Below are 21,895 nucleotides of genomic sequence, written 5' to 3'. Positions count from 1 at the left end.
ACTATGACCTCAAATTATTTGCCTGCTGAAGCATTTCATCTGATGCTGTGATAGCCTTTGAATTCATCTCATATGCACGCTGTGTAACGATCATATCTACCATTTCATCAACAGCCTGTACACTTGAACCTTCAAGATAACCATTCTTTACAATACTTCTCTTAAGATTTGGATCCTGACCTTCTATTCTTGGAGTTCCAGAAGCAGCAGATTCCTTAAAATAACTGTCTCCTTCTTTCTCAAGACCCGCTGGATTGTTATACTGTGCTATTCCGATAGAAACGCCTAAACTCTGTGCATTTCCAGCACTATCCGTATACTTAATATTTCCATACTTATCAAATACAAGATTGCTTGTCTTTATAGTTGAATCAAAAGTAATAGGATTCCCCGTAGAATCAAGTACAGCGTTTCCATCTGATGTACAAAGCGAAAGTCCTCCTGCTGAATTTACAGCAAGCTGGAAATTACCATTTCTTGTATATGAAACACTTCCATCAGGCTGTTCTATCATGAAAAAGCCGTCGCCCTCAATTGCAAAATCAAACTGCCCCTCTGTATGTAACATATTTCCCTGCTTAAAAGATGTTCCAATAGCTGCAACCTTTACACCAAGACCAACCTGTGCTCCTATTGGTTTCTGCTGACCATCTGTGTCAGTAGTTTCTTTCTGAATCGTCTGATATAAAAGCGAGCGAAATTCTGTGGTCTCTTTTTTATAACCGGTAGTATTTATATTTGATAAGTTATTTGATATTGTGTCAAGACTTGTCTGCTGAGCCTTCATACCCGATGCAGCAGTCCAAAGTGATCTCATCATATTGACTCTCCATTTCCGTCACTGTACAGCTTTGTTTTCTGCACAACAACCTGTTTGCGTCATGTATATAAAATACATATACATAAAACAACAACACTATATTTTAAAATTATACCTTACCTACACTTGAAACTGCCTGCTCCAGCAGACTGTCCTGTGTACGAATCATCTTCTGACCGGCTTCATACGCCCTTGTGATAGTTATCATAGAAACCATCTCATCGACAACATTTACATTGGACTGCTCGGTAAATCCCTGAAGGATAGTCGCAGAAGTATCTTTTGTCGTTGCACCGTCAACTGCCGTATACATATTGTCTCCGTATAGTTCAAGATAGTTATAATCACTAAAATCTGTAAGTGTGATGGTATCAACCTGAGTCCCATCAGCAAATATAGCACCGTTCTGCTTTATCGCTATGTCAGTAGAATCCACAGGAACCTGCACATCCCCATTTGCCCCCTGAAGTCTGTTCCCGTCAACATCAACAACATAACCATCACTTGTGATACTGAACTGACCGTTTCGTGTATATTTTATAGAAGAATTTCCATTTGCATCCTCAACTTTAATAGCAAAAAATCCATCTCCCTGAATAGCCATATCATATGTGTTGTCCGTTTCCCTGAGTGAACCCTGATCCCAGTTCATATATGTCTCGCCGAGTGCAACACCCGGATTTGATACACCGATTCCCCTGTCAACAAATGCTTCTGAACCATCTTTTATCTTTGTCATCATAAGATCTGCGAATGATCTGCTAGTAACATTCTCTTCTTTATATCCTACTGTTGCGGAGTTTGCAAGATTGTTTGATATAATATCAAGTCTCTTTTGTTCATTTACCATACCCGTGTAGGCAGTATATAATCCTCTAACCATCTACTATCCCCTTTCCAAAGGAACAAAAAAATACATTTTCTGTCGACGCATCATCTGACTGCGTCATCCTGATATATAATTATATCGTCAAAATCATACTGTATGTTTAGTCATCATCGCGTTTTCCGCTCAAAAATTCAACAAACTTTCCTGTACCAACGGCAACAGCTGTCATCGGTTCTTCTGCTGTCATTGTCGTGATTCCGGTCTTTTCCTCTATGAGTTGTTCAAGACCATATAATAAACTTCCGCCTCCTGTAAGTACAATACCTCTGTCCGATACATCAGCTGCAAGCTCAGGCGGAGTTTTCTCAAGAACACTGTGAACTGCTTCCACGATCTGTGAAGTGATCTCTTTAAGTGCATCAAGTGTCTCATCAGATGTGACAGTGATAGTCTTTGGAAGTCCTGTGACAAGGTTTCTTCCCCTTACATCCATAGTTTCAACTTCAGGACGTTTATATGCAGAACCTATCTTTATCTTTATCTCTTCTGCTGTTCTCTCTCCGATAAGAAGATTGTGATTTTTTCTCATATATCTTACGATGGCATCGTCAAAATTGTCTCCGGCAACTTTTATAGATGTGCTTACAACTGTTCCCCCAAGTGAGATAACAGCTATATCCGCTGTACCTCCACCTATATCAACTATCATGTTTCCACAAGGTTTTGAAATGTCGATTCCTGCACCTATAGCTGCTGCTATAGGTTCTTCGATGATGGCAACTTCTCTTGCGCCGGCTTCATAGGTAGCATCCTCAACCGCTTTCTTCTCAACTTCAGTAACACCACTTGGAACACATACACTGATACGTGGTTTTCTGAAACGGGTCTTTCCACATGATTTCTGAATAAAGTATCTGAGCATTTTCTCTGTAACCGTATAATCAGAAATAACGCCCTGACGGAGAGGACGTACTGCTACTATATTTCCCGGTGTACGGCCAAGCATAAGTCTTGCATCCTCACCGATTGCCTTAATCTTATTTGTATCCCTGTCAAAAGCCACTACTGAGGGCTCCCTTAAAACAACGCCTTTTCCTTTTATATAAACAAGTACATTTGCTGTACCAAGATCTATTCCGATATCGCTACCTACCATCTCTGTTTCTCCTTTCGACACATTTATAACTTTGTTGTAGCAAAATAGCAACTATATTACTATTTTAATTTTCTTCATATTTTTACATATTCCAACTTATTATATACTATTTTTTTTCAATTTGAAAGTCCCTTTTCAATATTAAAATAAAATGTAATATTTTTGTCATTTTTGACTAAATTTGTTATATTGATTATAATCTTTATATATATTTTTTCAGAAATAAGGAGCAATCATATGTCAAATAAGAAAAAAAATAATCATGAACTAACTGTCATAAGCCGCTATCTCGGCCTTATGACCTCAAAATATATCGTATTTGCACTCTTGATAATAACTTATTATCCCATGAACATAATACCGGGATACATACTTTTAGCAGGTATAGTCTTTCCTGTCGCATTAAAATTTGCCACAGACAACGATGATAACCGTAAAAACGATGATGATATCACAAAACTCACGCTCTATCCCACAGCAAAAAAATACAGATTTTCCTCAACAAAATACCGCTGTGAATCATATAATTTTATACTTATGATAATACTCCTTTTTGTCTGGCAGCTCACCTTAAACAAAAACAATGTTTTTAGCTATCCTAAAAATATTATTCCCAGTTTTATACTTATCATATACATCTTATCAAGATTTTTAGGAAATATTATATTCAAGATAAAACTGCATTATGACTTTATGAACATGAATATCTGATATATATAAAACAAAATTGATGCATTAAAAGCCAACTTAATGCATCAATTTGATAGAATTTTTATTTTTAAATTTTATTTTTTTATTTTCACCAAATAATTATCATATAATTATCACATAGATACTCCTGTTGACGCTATAGATGATTCTATGCTGCTCTCTATGTCACTCTCAAAACCGTCAAAATCGAATTCAGTTGCGGCTGATGCTGCTGCCGCCTGCTGTTCTGCCGTACTCTGTGTCTGAGATACATTCGATGTATCTGTTGTTCCAGATGCAGATGCAATATTTGTTTTTCCCTCTGACGCTGCTTTTTCAGTAAAATATTTATAAAGTTCCTGAACTGTTTTATATGTCACTGAACCAGAATCCTCTCCGTTGCTGTCCGCCTCCTCAAGTGCACTTGACATACTCTCAGCCATATTCGCTGCTTCTGTCTGCTCAGCAGAAAGATATGTCTTTAATATCTGTGAAAAACTTGTGAGAGTACTAAGAGATGAGCCATCACTGTCACCTGATGAATTTCCAAGCAATGATGATAAACCCGTAAGTGAGGACGAACCAGTCCCCGTAAGCGATGACGCCTGACTGAGCAGACTTGTCATTCCCGACAGACTGCTGCTGTCACTGTCACTTGAATCCCCCGACAAAGCATTTAACATCGTACTTGTCGAATTGTTATTTATAAGGTACTGGTAATAGGCATCCCTCTCACTCAGACCTGATAATCCTGCTATCGCTGATAATGATGATAAATCTGACATATTTCACCCTCCTGTGCATTGTATCTTATATCTTGGATAAATACTCTAGTACATTTATGTATTATAATATACTATAAGTTTATAATGAAATCGCTGTAACCATATTATATATAATAACATCATTCAGCCAAATCATCAACCAATATGTATGAATTGAAAATTTTAGTCTTAAATACACTTATCCTGTATGCTATAACATCTTTAAATCACTTTTATCTGCAAATACTGAACCAAAAAACTATCTATATCGGCATCCGTCAGACAACATATGCCTGCAACTACATACAATCTACAATCTTCATCTGCACATTCCCGCTCCAATTATTTATCTCCGGCTGATAAAGAATACTTATCTGCTGCCCGAACTTACCCTGCTTCATTTCCTCCCACTCATTTTTTCCATATTTTTCTTCTATTGCGCGTGAAAGACAGTTATCCGCATGAAAATCCACCGCTTCATATAACAGTCCGTCATCTTCAAGTTTTAACTTTGCTATTTGTTTTTCCTTTCCACAGAGATACATTGAACTTATCTTAAGTCTTCCTCTTGCAAATATGGCACTGTCATTTGACTCTCCAAACGGTTCCATATAGTGAAGCTGCTCTACAAGATTCTTTGTTGCTTTTGACAGTTCAAGTTCCATATCAAAACTCACTTTTTCAACAAGCTCCTCATCTGAAAGACCGCACTGCTCATTTAAAGTATCTCTGAATTTCTCAAGATTTTCTTTTGGCAGTGAAAATCCTGCCGCAAGTGCATGACCACCAAATTCAGTGAGTAATTCCTGACAGTTCTGCAATGCCTGCTGCATATGATATCCTGGAATCGAGCGTCCCGAACCTTTAAGCCCCTTCTCTCCATCTGTAAGTATATATGCCGGCCTGTAATATTTCTCCCTTATCCTTCCTGCCACTATACCTGCAACACTCTCATGGCAGTCACTAAGATATATAACAAGCACAGGTCTTTCAAGTGCCTTTGTTTCCTCAATCTGCTTAACAGCCTCATCTGTTGCCTGTGCCGTCAGTTCCTTTCTCTGCTCGTTAAGTGTTATAAGTTCATTTACGAGTCTTACAGCTTCTTTCTCGTCCTCTGTCATAAGCATTTTAAGACCAAGCGCAGCATCGTCAAGCCTTCCTGCCGCATTTATACATGGACCTATGCGAAATCCAAGGTCCCCCGAACTGACATGTTCAGACAGTTCAAGCAGTTCTATCATCTTTCGCATACCAATATTTTTCAGATGTTTAGTGTCATTTAGCATCTTAAGACCATTGCTTACGATAATACGGTTCTCATCAGCAAGCGGTACAACATCACATACGGTTGCGATAGCCGCAAATGGAAGCAGTTCATCTATATATGACTTATCATTTTTCCACTCAAAGATATAACTCATAAGTTTATAGACAACACCTGCACCACAGAGCATATTGCAGGGATAACCGCACTCTTTCTGCTTTGGATCTACCACCGCATCTGCAACCGGAATTATCTCCACACCGTCCTTATCTGGTACTTCATGATGATCTGTAAGGATATATATAATACCAAGCTCTTTTGCCCTATCTGCTGCGCCTACGGCTGATATTCCATTGTCACAGGTAATGATAAGACCGACACCGTCATCTGCTGCCTCATCCACCATATAGTCACGAATACCATAGCCGTCCTTTACCCTGTGCGGAATACGGCAGGACACATCACCGCCAAGCATCCTTATCCCCCTGTAAAGAATATATGACGACATAACGCCGTCAACATCATAATCACCTATAACCCTTATCTTTACTTTATCATTTATCGCACCCACCAAGATATCTGCTGCTTTAGTAAGGTCCTTCATAAGCTCAGGCTTATGCATTTTTTCCATATCAGGAAAAAGATAGGAATCCATCGCACTCCATGAATATAGTCCCCTGTTTACAAGAACTCTCGCAAATATCTCCGAAATATTATATCTTTTTGCAACTGCCGCAGTATCGGCATTACATTTTTTGTACATCCACTGTTTCATTGAAAATCTCCTGTTTTGTCTTTTAGGTATTCTCTTAAAATCACCTATAGCTTAACACAAAAACTTCTCCACAACAAGATTACCATAAGCAGCCGACTACACTTTTTCCATCATCTATGATAAAATCATTACTGTTCAAGCAATGATTTCGATTTCAGTCCATGCTAACGATACATAGAACTGAAATCCTGTAAAATTTAGTCACTAATGAATAGCAAGCATACATTCATCATATATGACACGCAACGAAAGGATTTTAATTATGAACTGGCTTAAATACGAATTACACACAAATACACATGATGCCCCTATTATCGGAAATCTCCTGTGTTCTATGGGTATTGACGGATATGAGGTAAAAGACCATGTCCCTCTGACCGAAAAGGAAGAAAAACAGATGTACACTGATATTCCTGCTGATATGGGCGTTGATGACGGAAGTTCAATTCTCACTTTCTACACTGAAGTTCCGGGTGAAGAAAATACGGAATTTTTCAGCACAGGTTCTTCTATCAGGGATGAAGATATGGCTGATGATAAAAAAGAGGTCTTAGAGCCTGAGGTTCTTATCAGGAGATTAAAAAAGAAAATTAAAAAAATAAAGAAATTTACTCATATAAAAATGCCGCAGATAAGTTATTCCATCGAGGATGACAGCCAGTGGAAAGATAAATGGAAAGACAATTTTAAAGCTTTCAGGGTTGCTGATGATATCATTATAAAACCGACATGGGAAGAAACACCTGAGGACGCAGGTGAAAATGACATAATCATGCAGATAGATCCCGGTTCTGCCTTCGGTACAGGTACTCACGAGACAACAAAACTCTGCCTTCTATCCCTTAGAAAATATATCACACCTGAAACCACCCTGCTTGATGCAGGCTGTGGAAGCGGCATCCTTGCGATATGCTCCCTGCTCTGCGGTGCAAGTTCAGCTTTCTGCCTTGACATAGATCCATATGCAGTTGAGGCAACGATTGAAAATGCAGCACTCAATAATATAGAAGAAACACGCATAAAGGCCAAACACCTTAATATACTCGAAGATGCCGAACGTGTCAGAAATGAATTGCAGAAACCTGTTGACATAGCCGTTGCAAATATACTCGCTGATGTAATAATACCACTTTCAGACTGCATTTCAGACTTTATCAAACCTGGTGGGCTTTTTATATCATCAGGAATACTTGCTCAAAAGGCTGACCTTGTTGAAGAAGCACTTCTTAAAAATAATTTTGAAATACTTGAAAAAAACACTCTAGGTGAGTGGGTTTCATTTGTTTGCAGACATAAATAAAAAATATGGCATGTCCCTCTACGAAACATGCCATATTTTTATATAGTCAAGCGGATATTCCCAATCTGCTCTTGCTACTTGTTCATAACTTTTCCAAAAGCCTTATTTAGCTTTCTTAGCAACCTTTCCAGTCTTATTATGTGTTGCTTTCTTAATCGTATACCAGAGTGTACCTGTTATACATACTGATGAGTATGCTCCACAGATGATACCGGCAAGAAGTGGTATAGCAAATTCTCTTACTGAGTCTACTCCGAGTATTGCAAGCATGAATACCATGAAGAATGTTGTAAGTGATGTATTGATACTTCTTGTCAATGTCTGAGTGATACTGTCGTTTACGATCTCAGTAAGTCTTTCATCAGTGATTGATGAGCGTCCGCCGATGTTTTCACGGATACGGTCGAAGATGACGATCGTTGCATTTATTGAGTAACCTACTATAGTAAGCATACATGCGATAAATGTGTTACCTACTGAAATCCTTGCTGCTGCATATACAAGAAGCACTACAAGCACATCATGAAGTAATGCAAGTACAGCACTTCCGGCAAATACGATATCTTTAAATCTGAACCAGATGTAGATAAGCATACAGATTGCTGCTATGATTACCGCAAGTACAGCATCACGCTTCATCTCACCTGATACAGAAGCACTGATACTCTGTATCTGGATATTGCTTTCTTTTATGCTGTATTTCTTTGACAGCTCAGATGTAACATTTGCTCTCTGTTCTTCTGTCAACTCTACTGTCTTTACATTAAGCTCATTTGAACCGGCAACTTCTGATATAACGATATCACTTGAACTGCTGTTCTTAGCAAAGATAGACTCTACTTCTTTTTTAAGGCTTGAATCAATCTTTGTATCTTTTCCAAATGGAATATCATATGTTGTTCCACCGAGGAAATCAAGTCCGTAGTTGAGGATATTTCCTGAAGTTGCTTTATTTACGATAAGGCATACTATACAAGCGATAATAAGTACACTTGAAATAGCGAAGAACTTAACTCTGTTCTGTACAAACTTAATCTGTTTTCTTGGTCTTTCAACACCGAAGTATTTAACATCATCAACACCAAGTGAATACATTGCTTTAAGAATATATTTTGTAACATAAAGTGCTGTAAACATTGAAAGAACGATACCAAGTGCAAGTGTTGTTGCAAAACCTCTTATTGTACCTGAACCTTTTATATAAAGCACGAATGCCGCGATAAGTGTTGTCACATTACCATCAACGATAGCTGAAAGTGCCTTCTCAAAGCCAAGCTTAATACTTGTCTGAACCGACTTTCCTTTCGCAAGTTCCTCTTTGATACGGGTAAATATGATAACATTGGCATCTACCGCCATACCTATGTTCAATATGATACCGGCTACACCCGGAAGTGTAAGTGTTATATTTAATCCGTTGAGTGCCACAAGCATCAATCCAAGATAAAATACAAGTGCTATAGATGCTGCAAGTCCCGGAAGCCTGTAGAATATAAGCATAAATATAACTACAAGTGCAAATCCTATAGCACCTGCAAGTAAACTTGTCTGAATAGCATCCTGACCAAGCTGCGCACCTACTACCTGTGACTGAATCTCTTTAAGTTCTACAGGGAGTGCTCCGATACGGATCATTGAAGCAAGTTCTTCTGCTGACTCATATGTTTCAAAACTTCCTGAGATAACTGCCTTTCCGTCTGTAATCTCAGCCTGAACATTTGGTGCTGAAAGAACTTTTCCATCATATACAATATAAATCTTCTTCTTAGAAGGATATGCTGCTGCTGTAGCATTTGCAAATAATTTTGTACCCTTAGCGTTAAATGTAAGCTGTACAACATATTCCTTATTCTTTGTAACTTCATCCTGCTGTGTACCTGCTTCAGCCTTTTTTATATGCTTTCCTGTACATACTGTCTTTGTGTACTGAGGATTATTGTTTTTGTCAAATGACATGTCATCTTCTGCTACAAAGTCAAGCGACCCCTCTTTACCAAGTGATTTAAGAACATCGTCTGCATTTTCAACACCAGGTATGTCAATCTCAATACGATCATCCCCAACCTGCACTACTGAAGATTCTGTACTGTAAACTTCAGCACGCTGCTGCATCATCTGAATGGTATCTTTCATCTCTGTTGCTGTTGGATTGCCCTTAGTAGCCTCATAAGTAATACTTACACCACCAGCTAAGTCCAAACCAAGTTTAATGTTTTTGGCACTGCCCTTATGTGCACTAGTGATACCAACTAATGTCGTATAAGCACAGAGTCCGATTACTGCTATTATTATAAACAAATGCAGCAATCCTTTTTTCTTGTCCTTCATGCTGTTTTTCTCCTTTAACTTAATACTTATAACATGATTTTGGCGGTTTACCGTACAATAAGCCACGCTAAATTACATTATAACATAGAGCACAACATGATTGCAAACTTTTTAGACCATATTTCCGTAATTTGTGGCTGCATTTTAAACTTCTATTGTCTGCCACTCGCATACACCTTGCCTGCTTCTGCCTTAATGCCTTTGTAATAAAACATTTCATCTATCGTTACAAGCTGATATCCCTTCTTTTTGAGACGCGGTACCAGCTTCTTAACGGCATCTGCAGTACTTGAATACAGATCATGCATAAGAATTATGTCACCATCCTGTACATTTTTACATTCTGCTAAAACCTTTGCAGCATTTCTCCATTTCCAATCATCAGTATCGATGCTCCAATATATCATTGGAATTTTTATGTTCTTTCTCATCAGATCACTTATATTTCCATAAGGCGGTCTTATAAGAGAAGCATGGCATCCTATAACCGACTGCAGAGCCTTATTTGTTTTTGTCATCTCCGCTGAAAGCTGCTTTTTTGTCATCTTGCTCAGATCCTCATGGTCAAATGTATGACTTGCTATCTGATTTCCCATATCGTATGATTCTTTAAGCACCTTACTGTAAGTATTTACTCTGTTTCCAACAACAAAAAATGTAGCTCTTGAATCATATTTTTTCAGTACTTTTAATATCTTTCCCGTAACAGGTGTATATGGTCCATCATCAAATGACAAAGCAATCATAGGCTTATCCTTATCAAGATCCGTCCTTATCCATTTCTTTGTCCCATCTCCCATAGAATTGCTGTCAGCCGGCACAGCAGTCGATGTAGCAGCAGGCTTCTTTTGTTTAGATGAATCCTTTTTTGTTTTGGACTTTGAACTATCCCTCGTCTTACTCTTTTCGCTTACATTTTTATTCGTATAATTTTTTATATTTGAATTATTTTTTCCATTTAATTTTATAATAGCAATAACAAACACAACAAGTATAACAACAAGTGCAATAGCAGCGTTTATAAGTATCATCTTTGTCTTTCTAAGTTCCCGCTCCCTGCGTCTTCTGCTTCTCATTTCCCTGTCTCTATAGCTCTCTATTCTCATTTCATCATTTCGTTTCATAAACTTCCCTGCCTCCACTTATATAATTTCGTAATTCATAATAACACACTTTTTATAATATGTGATTACATTTCTGTTAAGTTTTGCTCTATTATCATGTTCGTGCAAACATACCACCTGTCATTCCTGATACTGCACAGATAAGGCAGTTTATAATCGCACTCATTTCCAGCCTGCCTGTCTTAAATATTATAACTCCCCCCAGCAATAATACTGAAAAATATAAGATTCCTGATGCGATTCCCCACAAAAATCTGTTTTTCTTAAATAATTTTCCTGCAATAAGCCCACCTAATATATTTACAATTATATAGGTACCTATTGTAACTGCACTTATGGCTTTCTCATCATAAGCATACTTCCATATTATTACCGATGATATAAATAATATTACTGCCGTAACAATAAGCTGTGTCAAAAGAATAACAACAATATTTTTAATTATTTTTTCTGCCATGACAAAACTCCTTTTTACTACTGTTCAGACTGCTGAATAATAACCTTTTTTCAATATCTATTCGTTTTGTCACAGTTTTATGTTAAACTTGAGGTAGAAAACTTCATTATCCGCATAAATACAGTATTTGGGAACTATTTGCAAAAAAACAACTATTTTACCAAAAATTTACTATAATTAGGTGAGCCTTGATATGACAAATGGCGTGGGATTATACAAAGTATATTTCCATTGAAAAATTATCCATTTATATTTTCACACAAAAAAGGCAGAAAAATAATTCTGCCTTTTTTGTGTGATGGAGCTTTAGAGAATAATCTGTCCTAATCACTCGTCTTAATATAACGAAGTCGTAATTTTGTTATTTTTTATTTTAGCTCTTACACCACCACTCTGCTGCCAAACTGAAATCCAAGAATTTCCTATGCTGACAGAACAAGTAACTTGCCAATTTTTTTCATCATTTAACTTCCTATAAATCATTAATAATACTTTTGTCCAACTCTTTTTGAATTCTGCTTTTTGTTTCTTTTCTTTTCGTTACAAATTTAATTAAACAAGCTATAGCTATAATTATTCCCACAATAATGAGCAGAAATAAAATAATAGAAAAGCATACACTAATAACACTAAATTTCAAAATTAATCACTCCCCTTTTTTTCCTTTTTGTATGCGGTAATTAAAACTTTTGCACAAGACAAATCAATTTTTTCTTCAATGGCCATTCGTTTAACTAATGAAACAAAAGAACTCTCCTCTTCTTCATCACTTAATTCGATTTTTTGAATTAAACGGTCTAACCTTAATCTCATGGTGGGATAGGTAACATTGTAAATTTTAGCCATTTGTTTTAAAGAACCAGAACATAACATAAAATTTTTGATAAAAGAAATGTCTTCTTCACTCATTTCCTCTAACCATTTAGGTATCAAGCCATCCAATCTAATCATCTCCTCAGATGTATATTAACATTATATTCAATTTTAGTCAATATTTATTTTTAATTTTATTAAAAATAAGTTTAATTTTATTTTCAAGTATATCTATTTAAAGTCATATGATTTTTCCGAATATACCATATTTTCCATTATTGAAAAATTTATGGATAAAACAAACGCAATCTAATGCAAAACAGCCTTGTATGTGATATTATTATAATGGCTGGAAAAACAAGAAATAAAAATACAATTTTATATAATATCTATATTTATACAGCACACTTCAAATATAGATATTCCATATATGCTAAAAGATAATTAAAAATGTGTGCAGAAATGAGGTTATGAAATGAACAATATTACAAAAACTGTAGATTTACATACACATTCAACTTTTTCTGATGGAACATTTTCTCCGGCAGAACTTGTAAAAAAAGCTGTTGAAAAAAAACTTACCGCATTTGCTCTTACTGACCATGATGCAGTCGGCGGTATAGAAAGTGCAATAGCCGCCGTTAAAGAGCAGAATGCCCCAGTGATGTTCGTTCCGGGTACTGAACTTTCGGTAGGCTACAAAGACGGGGATATCCACATAGTCGGTCTTTTTATTGATTACAAAAATCCTGCATTTACAAAGATTTCTGACCTTTTGGTTGCAAGGAGAGTTGAGAGAAATAAGGAAATGGTTGAAAAATTCCGCAATGCTTCAATAAACATGACTTATGAAGATCTTCAGGAGGGAAATCCTGATACCGTTATCACAAGAGCTCATTTTGCAAGATGGCTTATCAGCCATGGCATTGTCAAAAATGCTGCCGAAGCATTTGACAAATATCTTGACACACATTGTCCTTTCTATGTTCCGAGAAAATATATCACTCCTGAGGAAGGTATCGAACTTATACTTGAGTCGGGCGGTGTTCCTATCCTTGCACATCCGCTTCATTATAAACTTGAGGAGCAGGAACTTGAAGCTCTTATAGTGCGTCTTAAAAATGCCGGTCTCAAGGGTATGGAAGCAAAATATTCAAACCATACGGCTCAGGATGAAGCATATGCAAGAAAACTGTGCAACAAATATGGACTTCTGCCAAGCGGCGGTTCTGATTTCCATGGAACTAACAAACCTGCTATAGATATGGGTACAGGTCGTGGCACATTGAGCGTTCCTTTTGAATATCTTGTCGGTATAGCAAAAGCGGCAAAACCCTCAGAGTTTACAAAAAAAGTTTTAGATTTTAATGAAAACTTACAGTAGCTTTATAAACATTTTTATATAAAAACAGCTGTAAATCCACAAATGATATGTGAATTTACAGCTGTTTTGTTGATATAATTATAATACCAGTAAGCCCTCTGCTATTTTTCAAAAGTTTTGATAGACCTTAATATTATTTTTAATATCACTTCTTTGCAGTCTTGATCTCTTCTTCCTGCTTGTCGATTTCTACGATGTTTTCTTTTTTCATAGGGATACGACAGTTTTTGTTGTTTCCAAATTCTACGATAACAACTTCATCCATGATATCTATTACAACACCGAAAAATCCACTTGTTGTAAGAATACTGTCACCTACTGCAAGTGTAGATACAAGAGCATCATGCTCTTTCTGCTGTTTTTTCTGTGGTCTGATAGCAAAGAACCAGAAAATGGCAATGATAGCCGCATATATTACAACCATACTTATTATACTCTGTGTTCCGCTCGCTTTTGTTGCTAAAATTGTTGTCAAATTCATTTTGCTTCCTCCTCAAGCTGTTCTAATTTTTTCTTTTTATATTCTTTAAAACACCCTTTTTCAATGGCGTCACGAATTTCTTCCATCATACTGTTATAAAAATAAAGATTGTGCGTTACCATAAGTCTGAGTCCTAACATTTCTTTTGCTTTCAAAAGATGTCTTATATAAGCCCTGCTGTATTTGCGGCATGTCGGACAATCACAAGTCTCATCAAGTGGTCTGTCATCAAGCTCATACTTTTTATTCATAAGATTCATCTTGCCATGATTTGTATATGCATGACCATGGCGTCCGTTTCTTGCTGGATATACGCAGTCAAAGAAATCAACTCCACGCTCTACTGACTCAAGAATATTTGCAGGAGTTCCAACTCCCATCAAATATGTAGGTTTGTCCTCCGGCAGATATGGAACTGTTTTCTCGATTATATCATACATTTCTGCATGGCTTTCACCTACTGCAAGTCCTCCAAGTGCATAACCGTCAAGATTTAGATCTGATATTCTTTTCGCATGCTCTATTCTTATATCCTCAAAAGTTCCACCTTGATTTATTCCAAAAAGAAGCTGTGACTTATTTATCGTAGTATCAAGTGAATTAAGCCTGTCCATCTCTCTTTTACATCTTTCAAGCCATCTTGTAGTACGGTCAACGGAATTCTGCATATACTGTCTTGTAGCAGGATGTGGCGGACATTCATCAAATGCCATTGCTATAGTAGATGCTATATTTGACTGTATCTGCATACTCTGTTCAGGCCCCATAAATATTTTTCTTCCATCTATATGTGAATTAAAATAAACGCCTTCTTCTTTTATCTTTCTAAGTCCTGCAAGTGAAAAAACCTGAAATCCGCCTGAGTCAGTAAGAATAGGTTTGTCCCAAGTCATAAATTTGTGAAGGCCACCCATTTTTTTAACTATTTCATCACCCGGTCTGACATGAAGATGATAAGTATTACTTAAAACAACCTGTGTTTTCAAATGCTGCAGATCCTCCGTTGAAACTGCTCCTTTCATCGCCCCAACCGTTGCAACATTCATAAAAACAGGTGTCTCTATTGTTCCATGTACTGTTTCAAGACGGCCTCTTTTTGCACTGCCGTCCTTACATAATATCTTATACATAATTTCTCCGTTCTCGCTTATAAGTGTAGTAATCATTTATTGACGCAATAAGGATATTAACACTCCATAAGCCTCTATGTCAACCTTTCCATAATAAACTTCACTATAAAATATATAACTATAAGTGGAAGAATTATCCTAAAGAAAATTCCAATCGCTACTGCACCTAATGTAAGAACAAGCAAAGCGACAACAATAATTATTATGATTCCAAGTAATTTGTCATACCACTTTACAGAAAAATGATGATATCCCTCCCCGGCATCTTCTCCATAATCATCATATGATGCATCTCTGCTGCTCCCACTGTATTCCTCTCTTGCCTGTTTTGTATAAAAATCAGCCATCGGCCCCTTTTCGGCAATAAAACTGTCTATTATCGTTCTCGCGATAAGTCTCGGATCACCCAGTTCTTCAAGCACCTGGCTTTCAGCTTCATCATTATTTTCAATATAATCTTTATAATAACTTATATTTTCATTGATAACGTCAGAAGGTACATTTCCTGCCAGACTCTCCCTAAGTGTGGATAAAAATTCGTTTTTAGTCATATAATTACTCCTTCCGGGCATTATAGTTTAAAAAAATTTTATTGATATAATTTTCTGTTAATATTTTCTTATAAAGGAAAACAACTTTGCAGCACCATGTACTGCAAAGCTGTCTGATAATACTTCTTAATAGGCTCGCTTTTTAGTTAGCTTTTCCAACTGATCCGAAGAGTTCCATCTTCTCTTTTACAGTTGCTTTGATTGCTTCTGCACCAGGAGCAAGGAGTTTACGAGGATCAAATCCTTTTCCTTCTAAGTCCTTACCTTCTTCGATGTACTTACGTGTAGCTTCCTGGAATGCTAACTGACACTCTGTGTTTACATTGATCTTTGCAACACCAAGTGAGATAGCTTTCTTTATCATATCAGCAGGGATTCCTGTACCACCATGAAGAACAAGTGGCATATCTCCTGTCTTAGCCTGAATAGCGTCAAGTGTCTCAAAGCTGAGTCCTTTCCAGTTTGCAGGATATTTACCATGAATGTTTCCGATACCTGCTGCAAGCATTGTAACGCCGAGGTCTGCAACTTTCTTGCACTCGTCAGGATCTGCGCACTCACCGGCACCGATAACTCCGTCTTCTTCTCCACCGATTGAACCAACTTCAGCTTCAAGTGAAAGACCGAGAATGTTACATGTATTTACTAACTCAGTTGTTTTCTGAACATTTTCTTCGATTGGAAGGCTTGAACCATCAAACATGATTGAAGAAAATCCTGCATTGATGCAGGCTTTTGCACCTTCAAATGAACCGTGGTCAAGGTGAAGTGCTACAGGAACTGTGATGTCTAATTCCTCAAGCATTCCATTTACCATACCTACTACTGTTCTATAACCACACATATACTTTCCTGCACCTTCAGATACACCAAGGATAACAGGTGACTGTAATTCCTGTGCTGTCTGTAAAATAGCTTTTGTCCACTCTAAGTTATTGATGTTGAACTGACCTACTGCATACTTACCAGCCTTAGCTTTTGTAAGCATTTCTTTTGCTGAAACTAATCTACTCATTTTAAAATCCTCCATCTTTAGACTTGTCCCTGATGTATAGCAGGAACTTTATTTTCCTAAAGCCTTTCAAACAAGGCTTTCTAGGCTTAACTTCTCTCAATCAGTTTTATTATATACTATTTCTTATAAAAATCAAACCATTTTTTTATATATGGTAACAGTTCAGCCTTATATTTCTCTCTTTCTGCTTTGAAATGTAAGATGCTGCATCTGCTGCCCCCGCCGATACACCTATGCAATACGGAAATATGATATCCTGTCATGAATTTTCCTCTACGATTTCTCTTATTTTTTCGTCTGCTGTCACCTGATATAAAAGTTCCATACATTCTATGCCCGCAGCTTTATCTCCCTGCTCCATCTCAAGCTGCCCCGCCCTGAAAAGTATCGCAAGTGTTGTCTCTGATATCCCTACAGGCAGTTTAAGTTTTTTTACATCTTTTTGTATCTGCTGTGCAGTATATTCAGGACACTCCCTGCCAAGTGCTGTCTCAAGAAAGTTTATCTCACTGTCAGCAGTCTTGCTGTGGCTGAACATATTGCTGTATGTATATAACATCATCGCTTTTTCAGGTTCTTTTTTCTCTACATAATAATATGCGATATTTCTGTAGTAGCGGGCAATATCGGCTCTCGTATATATAAATTTATGAAGTTCTTTTGTCGTTTCCTTAAGTTTTTTAAACTCACCAAGCTGTTTTTCACATTCGGTCTTCTCCCAATAAATATCCATATCAACAGGATTCCACTCTGCTGCCCTGACAAGTTTTTTATATGCCTTGTCAAAATGCATCCTCTCCATATATTTCTTTGCAAGAGAATGATACATACGATGTACAGGATACCTCACCGCCTCGTAATCTCTGGTCTTAAAATAATATTCAAACAGATAAAACTCTAAAATATGATTCGCACACAAAACAGGTTTGTCATCTGTTTTAAGTGAATTTGCTATCTCATCAAGTACTTCTGATGCTTTTTCAAGCTTATTGCTTTTCTGGTATTGTTGAAATAATTTTATATTTTCTTCGATGTTCATAGCGGTGCCTCCTCTTGTTGTGGTTTGTAATTCAGCATGTACAATATTTTAAATGTATTATCAGTATAATCATTTCCAATCTAATTATCAACTTATATATTTGAACCTATTCCCTATACTAAGAAAATTTTCTCAACGTACGATTAATTTCTTTCCACTACACAAAAACAGGAAAGAACCCTACAAATGCAATTCTTTCCTGCTTAATAATCAACTATTCACTTCTATTTATTCTTATTATAAATCTTACTCTCAAATGTTCCGTCTTCAATATTTATAAATCTGATAAAAAGTGACACCTTGTTATCCTCATTTAAGCTGTTCCATACAAGCTCACCAAATTCGTCCATATCATTTGGTATCTCAACAAGTTTTGGCTCTCCCTCAAAACTTGGGAGTGGATTTCCGTCATGCATATATGTATGGATAAATCTTCCCTCGCCTGCTATCGGATTTTCATAGTCAAATGTAAATCTATTGCAGCAGTCAGGATTTCCATTGTTGCTTTTAAGTATAGACATTGAGTAGTCAAATCCGCCATCTTCCACATGAAGGATAGCCGAGATCCTAGGTGTGAAGTTTGGCTCATCGGGCTCAAACTCTCTTGTACATAATGCCTGTTCAAATGTCGAGCCATCCTGCATAAGATCATATACTGTATCTGTCTGGTCACCGTTTGTAACTATAGTGTCATTATCGAGAACTCGGACAGGTGCATATATTATAAGACTTGGGTCTGTAAGTTTTGATGGGTCGAAAGCCTGTGTACGGATTCCGTCACCATCTGTCACAAACACCCTGTTCCTGCTGTTCTCACTTCTTCCCATGATAAAATATGCAATTGCTGCATGCTTTCCATCAGCAGTCTTGCCGACAACAATGCCACGGCCCGGATATGTATTTGAAGCTAACTGATTTTTTAAAGATATTTTTTCCATAAAAACCTCCATTTTCCATATTCATAATATATTTTCAAGATATACTAAAATTTTTCTTACGACTTTTACTTAAGATATTTCCACATTATAAAATAACAACATAGCTTTAGCAATTCCTACATCTTAGTGATGGAACAATCTAAGTCCCGTAAACGCCATAAGTATTCCAAACTCATTACATGCATCGATTACAGACTGGTCATTCTTTGATCCGCCTGCCTGTGCAACATACTTAACGCCGCTCTTGTTTGCACGCTCAATATTGTCGCTGAACGGGATAAATGCATCTGAGCCAAGCGTAACTCCATCAAGATTTTTAATCCACTCTGCACGTTCTTCTCTTGTCATTGGTTCAGGCTTCTTAGTGAAGAACTGTTCCCATTTGCCGTCCGCAAGAACATCCATATAGTCATCTGAGAGATATACATCAATAGTATTATCCCTGTCAGGTTTTCTGATGTCATCCTTAAACGGAAGGTTGAGTGCTTTTGGTGACTGGCGTAAGAACCACTTGTCTGCCTTGTCTCCTGCAAGTCTTGTACAGTGGATGCGTGACTGCTGTCCTGCACCGATTCCGATTGCCTGTCCGTCTTTTACATAACATACTGAATTTGACTGTGTATATTTAAGCACGATATTGGCTATTATCATATCGTTTAATGCGTCCTCTGAGAGTTCTTTCTTCTCTGTCACGATATTTTCAAAAAGTTCTTTCGTTGTCTTGACTGTATTATGTCCCTGCTCAAATGTGATTCCAAATACATCTTTTGTCTCAAGCGGTGCTGCTTCATAGTCAGGGTCAATCTTGATAACACAATAATTTCCACGCTTTTTGCCCTTGAGTATCTCAAGTGCCTCGTCTGAATATGACGGTGCGATGATGCCGTCTGAAACGAGCGTTTTAAGATATTTTGCAGTTGCGACATCACATTCATCCGAAAGTGCCACGAAGTCACCAAAAGATGACATTCTGTCAGCACCTCTCGCTCTTATATAAGCTGTTGCCATAGGAGTAAGTTCTATATCATCATCTACGAAATAAACCTTTTTCATAGTGTCCGTAAGAGGAACATCTATAGCGGCTCCAGCAGGACTTACATGCTTAAATGAAGCTGCGGCAACATGACCTGTAGCTTCTTTTACTTCCTTAACAAGCTGCCAGCTATTAAAAGCATCCAGAAGATTTATATATCCCGGCTTACCGTTTAATACTTCAAATGGAAGGTCACTTCCATCTTTCATAAATACTCTAGCTGGTTTCTGATTTGGGTTACATCCGTACTTTAACTGAATTTCGTTCATTAGTAATCTCCTCTCATAAAAAGACAATAATAATTTGATGAAAATATTACAAAAAAGAAAAAACCGACACTTCTGGGGTCTTTTCTGCCCAGACGGTCGGCTGTCTAACTGTTATACTCCCTGTGGTCACTTCCACTTCCGTCAGTTATATAACTAAGTTCACTTTACCATAATTCTTTTCACTGTGCAACCCCAAATAAAAAATATACAGCAGCTATCACACCATGGTTATATTTATGAATCCGCAAGTTCCTTTTCCTTTATTATCTGCTTCGCCTTTCTCTTTACTTTGCCTTTGAAATGTTCCCTGTCAACCGACAATGCAATTCCCATTTCCGCCATTGTAAATATAACTGCCGAGCCACCATAACTTATAAAAGGAAGTGACACACCTGTATTTGGGAAAATCATCAATACTACAAATATATTAACTATAGTCTGTAATGAAATATGTAATGCTATTCCTGTAACAATAGCTCTTCCAAATACAGTCTCCGCTCTGCTGGCTATCTTAAACAACTGAAAAATAAGATACAAAAACATTCCAAGCAGTACGAACGCTCCCAATATGCCAAGTTCCTCACAGATAACAGCAAATATCATATCATTCTGCGCCTCAGGTATCTTTGAAAGTTTCTGTACACTGTTTCCAAGTCCCTTCCCTGTAAATCCACCTGATGCAACTGCATACAATGCCTGAAGCGGCTGATAGCTTAAACTGTTTGCATACTTTTCAGGAAAGAGCCATGCACCTATTCTCTTATACCTGAAATTTTTAAAACCATTATTTGAATTTACAACACCATAAATATGATGAACTATAAGCACCACAGCGGCTGATGCACTTGTAAATACAACGGCATGTGTCCTGTTAAATGGTGTCATTATAACAGTCATACCAAAAATAATGCCGCATAATATGATAGCAGTAGACAGATTCGAGCTTTTATAACACAAAAATAACATAGACAATCCTGCTGGAATCCATATAAACCATATTATTCTCCATTTTGTCTTATTTTTTGTATACCTTGATATCCTTGTCCCTATCCACAGTATGATAAGTAGTTTTGAAACCTCTGCAACCTGAAGCGACAAAGGTCCGATTTTTATCCATCGCACAGCACCTTTTGCAGATACTGCAAGAGGTGTAAACAATGTACAGGTCATAAGTATTGATAATATGTAGATAATCCATGACATTGATATCTTTTTATTTTGAAATGCCTTTATTTTTTTTAGTCCCGGTATATTTGAAAAACGAAGTACATTGAGATTATTATAATCACAGAACATTGCGATAAACATAACAAAAAAGCCAAGTGCTACATAAGATATCTGTTTTTTAGCAAAATACATACTGTCATAATTATATTTTGGACTAAGGCTGCATCTGTAACTTGATGCACTATATATCATTATTATGCCAAAAGCATTAAGCAGAACCAGAATTATAACTACCTTTATATCTACACGTTCCTGACTATCTATATATGAAGCAAGAGCTCTTCTTGCAGATGGTTTCCTGAGCATATGCATACCCTCCGTAAAAAATAATACCACTATATAATGCTGCTGGGTCAAAAGGTATTTTGACCCTTGCACCATATAATTTAACATATATCACACATAAAGTGCAATATATGGCATCAGATTTAAATACGGCTGTCACATTAACATATTAATCCTCATTTCTGCACATGTTTTTTGTGCATATCAAGTTTGTGTCAAGTGT

20 protein-coding genes and 1 riboswitch are annotated in these 21,895 nt (G+C 37.0%); of the genes, 3 read left to right on the top strand and 17 right to left on the bottom strand.

The genetic code is table 11. The features are described 5' to 3' along the window. Position 1: 1 nt before the first annotated feature. The 3 genes from KQI69_RS03280 to KQI69_RS03270 all read right to left on the bottom strand — a co-directional run bounded on the left by KQI69_RS03280 (position 2) and on the right by KQI69_RS03270 (position 2,805). Positions 2-820 (bottom strand): flagellar hook-basal body protein, encoded by an 819-nt coding sequence (locus tag KQI69_RS03280; protein WP_216563860.1) that lies wholly within the window; start codon positions 818-820, stop codon positions 2-4. Positions 821-929: 109 nt separating this feature from the next. Further along, the gene (flgF, locus tag KQI69_RS03275; protein ID WP_216563859.1) at positions 930-1,703 is read right to left on the bottom strand and encodes a flagellar basal-body rod protein FlgF; all 774 of its coding nucleotides are present in this window, start codon (positions 1,701-1,703) and stop codon (positions 930-932) included. 106 nt (positions 1,704-1,809) lie between these two features. Beyond that, positions 1,810-2,805 (bottom strand): rod shape-determining protein, encoded by a 996-nt coding sequence (locus KQI69_RS03270; protein ID WP_216563858.1) that lies wholly within the window; start codon positions 2,803-2,805, stop codon positions 1,810-1,812. 237 nt (positions 2,806-3,042) lie between these two features. Here KQI69_RS03270 and KQI69_RS03265 point away from each other — a divergent pair, with 237 nt between their 5' ends. Further along, positions 3,043-3,516, top strand: a complete 474-nt coding sequence (locus KQI69_RS03265; RefSeq protein WP_216563857.1) for a hypothetical protein — start codon at positions 3,043-3,045, stop codon at positions 3,514-3,516. A 113-nt stretch (positions 3,517-3,629) separates the two neighbouring features. Here KQI69_RS03265 and KQI69_RS03260 read toward each other — a convergent pair whose 3' ends face one another. Continuing rightward, positions 3,630-4,280, bottom strand: coding sequence for a hypothetical protein (locus KQI69_RS03260; RefSeq protein ID WP_216563856.1), 651 nt, complete (start codon positions 4,278-4,280; stop codon positions 3,630-3,632). 278 nt (positions 4,281-4,558) lie between these two features. Then, positions 4,559-6,298 carry a single-stranded-DNA-specific exonuclease RecJ gene (gene recJ, locus KQI69_RS03255; protein WP_216563855.1) on the bottom strand — a complete coding sequence of 580 codons (1,740 nt, stop codon included), beginning with the start codon at positions 6,296-6,298 and terminating at the stop codon, positions 4,559-4,561. Between the two features lie 262 nt (positions 6,299-6,560). On the opposite strand from recJ, the gene prmA reads away from it, so the two are divergent. After that, positions 6,561-7,598 carry a 50S ribosomal protein L11 methyltransferase gene (prmA, locus tag KQI69_RS03250; RefSeq protein WP_216563854.1) on the top strand — a complete coding sequence of 346 codons (1,038 nt, stop codon included), beginning with the start codon at positions 6,561-6,563 and terminating at the stop codon, positions 7,596-7,598. Positions 7,599-7,700: 102 nt separating this feature from the next. Here the strand turns inward: prmA and secD are convergent, their stop codons facing one another. From secD to KQI69_RS03230, 4 genes are all read right to left on the bottom strand, one after another. Further along, positions 7,701-9,926, bottom strand: a complete 2,226-nt coding sequence (gene secD / locus KQI69_RS03245) for a protein translocase subunit SecD (RefSeq protein WP_216563853.1) — start codon at positions 9,924-9,926, stop codon at positions 7,701-7,703. A gap of 152 nt (positions 9,927-10,078) precedes the next feature. Further along, entirely contained in the window at positions 10,079-11,050 is a 972-nt protein-coding gene (locus tag KQI69_RS03240; RefSeq protein WP_216563852.1) for a polysaccharide deacetylase family protein, read from the bottom strand. 94 nt (positions 11,051-11,144) lie between these two features. Next, positions 11,145-11,507, bottom strand: coding sequence for a TIGR04086 family membrane protein (locus KQI69_RS03235; RefSeq protein ID WP_216563851.1), 363 nt, complete (start codon positions 11,505-11,507; stop codon positions 11,145-11,147). Between the two features lie 642 nt (positions 11,508-12,149). Further along, positions 12,150-12,416, bottom strand: a complete 267-nt coding sequence (locus KQI69_RS03230) for a DUF2089 family protein (RefSeq protein ID WP_371818719.1) — start codon at positions 12,414-12,416, stop codon at positions 12,150-12,152. Between the two features lie 379 nt (positions 12,417-12,795). Here KQI69_RS03230 and KQI69_RS03225 point away from each other — a divergent pair, with 379 nt between their 5' ends. Then, on the top strand, positions 12,796-13,704 hold the full coding sequence (locus KQI69_RS03225; protein ID WP_216563849.1) for a PHP domain-containing protein: 909 nt from the start codon (positions 12,796-12,798) through the stop codon (positions 13,702-13,704). Between the two features lie 145 nt (positions 13,705-13,849). Here KQI69_RS03225 and yajC read toward each other — a convergent pair whose 3' ends face one another. The 8 genes from yajC to KQI69_RS03185 all read right to left on the bottom strand — a co-directional run bounded on the left by yajC (position 13,850) and on the right by KQI69_RS03185 (position 21,693). Then, positions 13,850-14,185 (bottom strand): preprotein translocase subunit YajC, encoded by a 336-nt coding sequence (yajC, locus tag KQI69_RS03220; protein ID WP_216563848.1) that lies wholly within the window; start codon positions 14,183-14,185, stop codon positions 13,850-13,852. Further along, complete coding sequence (gene tgt, locus KQI69_RS03215) at positions 14,182-15,315, bottom strand: tRNA guanosine(34) transglycosylase Tgt (RefSeq protein WP_216563847.1); 1,134 nt, start codon at positions 15,313-15,315, stop codon at positions 14,182-14,184. The genes yajC and tgt overlap by 4 nt, the downstream gene beginning before the upstream one ends. A 74-nt stretch (positions 15,316-15,389) precedes the next feature. Further along, positions 15,390-15,866 carry a DUF1700 domain-containing protein gene (locus KQI69_RS03210; protein ID WP_216563846.1) on the bottom strand — a complete coding sequence of 159 codons (477 nt, stop codon included), beginning with the start codon at positions 15,864-15,866 and terminating at the stop codon, positions 15,390-15,392. Positions 15,867-16,008: 142 nt separating this feature from the next. After that, positions 16,009-16,881: a class II fructose-1,6-bisphosphate aldolase gene (gene fba / locus KQI69_RS03205; RefSeq protein ID WP_305836607.1), complete on the bottom strand. Its 873-nt coding sequence runs from the start codon at positions 16,879-16,881 to the stop codon at positions 16,009-16,011. 259 nt (positions 16,882-17,140) lie between these two features. Continuing rightward, the gene (locus KQI69_RS03200) at positions 17,141-17,920 is read right to left on the bottom strand and encodes a lipopolysaccharide assembly protein LapB (RefSeq protein ID WP_216563844.1); all 780 of its coding nucleotides are present in this window, start codon (positions 17,918-17,920) and stop codon (positions 17,141-17,143) included. 224 nt (positions 17,921-18,144) lie between these two features. Further along, positions 18,145-18,858: an IMP cyclohydrolase gene (locus KQI69_RS03195; protein ID WP_216563843.1), complete on the bottom strand. Its 714-nt coding sequence runs from the start codon at positions 18,856-18,858 to the stop codon at positions 18,145-18,147. A 123-nt stretch (positions 18,859-18,981) separates the two neighbouring features. Then, on the bottom strand, positions 18,982-20,160 hold the full coding sequence (locus KQI69_RS03190) for a phosphoribosylaminoimidazolecarboxamide formyltransferase (RefSeq protein ID WP_216563842.1): 1,179 nt from the start codon (positions 20,158-20,160) through the stop codon (positions 18,982-18,984). Positions 20,161-20,239: 79 nt separating this feature from the next. Then, positions 20,240-20,319, bottom strand: a riboswitch (ZMP/ZTP riboswitch). Between the two features lie 75 nt (positions 20,320-20,394). After that, the gene (locus tag KQI69_RS03185; RefSeq protein WP_216563841.1) at positions 20,395-21,693 is read right to left on the bottom strand and encodes an FtsW/RodA/SpoVE family cell cycle protein; all 1,299 of its coding nucleotides are present in this window, start codon (positions 21,691-21,693) and stop codon (positions 20,395-20,397) included. Positions 21,694-21,895 lie beyond the last annotated feature (202 nt).

Origin of the sequence: Eubacterium sp. MSJ-13, from assembly GCF_018918235.1 — a bacterium.
Lineage (GTDB): Bacteria > Bacillota > Clostridia > Lachnospirales > Lachnospiraceae > Butyribacter.
This window is presented reverse-complemented; position numbering and strand designations above follow the sequence as displayed.

Coding starts and splice junctions, on each gene's coding strand:
- KQI69_RS03260 (WP_216563856.1), bottom strand. CDS start 4,280: ATGTCAGATTTATCATCATTATCAGCGATAGCAGGATTATCAGGTCTG.
- KQI69_RS03265 (WP_216563857.1), top strand. CDS start 3,043: ATGTCAAATAAGAAAAAAAATAATCATGAACTAACTGTCATAAGCCGC.
- KQI69_RS03190 (WP_216563842.1), bottom strand. CDS start 20,160: ATGAACGAAATTCAGTTAAAGTACGGATGTAACCCAAATCAGAAACCA.
- yajC (WP_216563848.1), bottom strand. CDS start 14,185: ATGAATTTGACAACAATTTTAGCAACAAAAGCGAGCGGAACACAGAGT.
- KQI69_RS03235 (WP_216563851.1), bottom strand. CDS start 11,507: ATGGCAGAAAAAATAATTAAAAATATTGTTGTTATTCTTTTGACACAG.
- KQI69_RS03230 (WP_371818719.1), bottom strand. CDS start 12,416: ATGAGTGAAGAAGACATTTCTTTTATCAAAAATTTTATGTTATGTTCT.
- KQI69_RS03240 (WP_216563852.1), bottom strand. CDS start 11,050: ATGAAACGAAATGATGAAATGAGAATAGAGAGCTATAGAGACAGGGAA.
- KQI69_RS03225 (WP_216563849.1), top strand. CDS start 12,796: ATGAACAATATTACAAAAACTGTAGATTTACATACACATTCAACTTTT.
- fba (WP_305836607.1), bottom strand. CDS start 16,881: ATGAGTAGATTAGTTTCAGCAAAAGAAATGCTTACAAAAGCTAAGGCT.
- recJ (WP_216563855.1), bottom strand. CDS start 6,298: ATGAAACAGTGGATGTACAAAAAATGTAATGCCGATACTGCGGCAGTT.
- secD (WP_216563853.1), bottom strand. CDS start 9,926: ATGAAGGACAAGAAAAAAGGATTGCTGCATTTGTTTATAATAATAGCA.
- KQI69_RS03185 (WP_216563841.1), bottom strand. CDS start 21,693: ATGCTCAGGAAACCATCTGCAAGAAGAGCTCTTGCTTCATATATAGAT.
- flgF (WP_216563859.1), bottom strand. CDS start 1,703: ATGGTTAGAGGATTATATACTGCCTACACGGGTATGGTAAATGAACAA.
- KQI69_RS03280 (WP_216563860.1), bottom strand. CDS start 820: ATGATGAGATCACTTTGGACTGCTGCATCGGGTATGAAGGCTCAGCAG.
- KQI69_RS03210 (WP_216563846.1), bottom strand. CDS start 15,866: ATGACTAAAAACGAATTTTTATCCACACTTAGGGAGAGTCTGGCAGGA.
- KQI69_RS03270 (WP_216563858.1), bottom strand. CDS start 2,805: ATGGTAGGTAGCGATATCGGAATAGATCTTGGTACAGCAAATGTACTT.
- tgt (WP_216563847.1), bottom strand. CDS start 15,315: ATGTATAAGATATTATGTAAGGACGGCAGTGCAAAAAGAGGCCGTCTT.
- prmA (WP_216563854.1), top strand. CDS start 6,561: ATGAACTGGCTTAAATACGAATTACACACAAATACACATGATGCCCCT.
- KQI69_RS03200 (WP_216563844.1), bottom strand. CDS start 17,920: ATGAACATCGAAGAAAATATAAAATTATTTCAACAATACCAGAAAAGC.
- KQI69_RS03195 (WP_216563843.1), bottom strand. CDS start 18,858: ATGGAAAAAATATCTTTAAAAAATCAGTTAGCTTCAAATACATATCCG.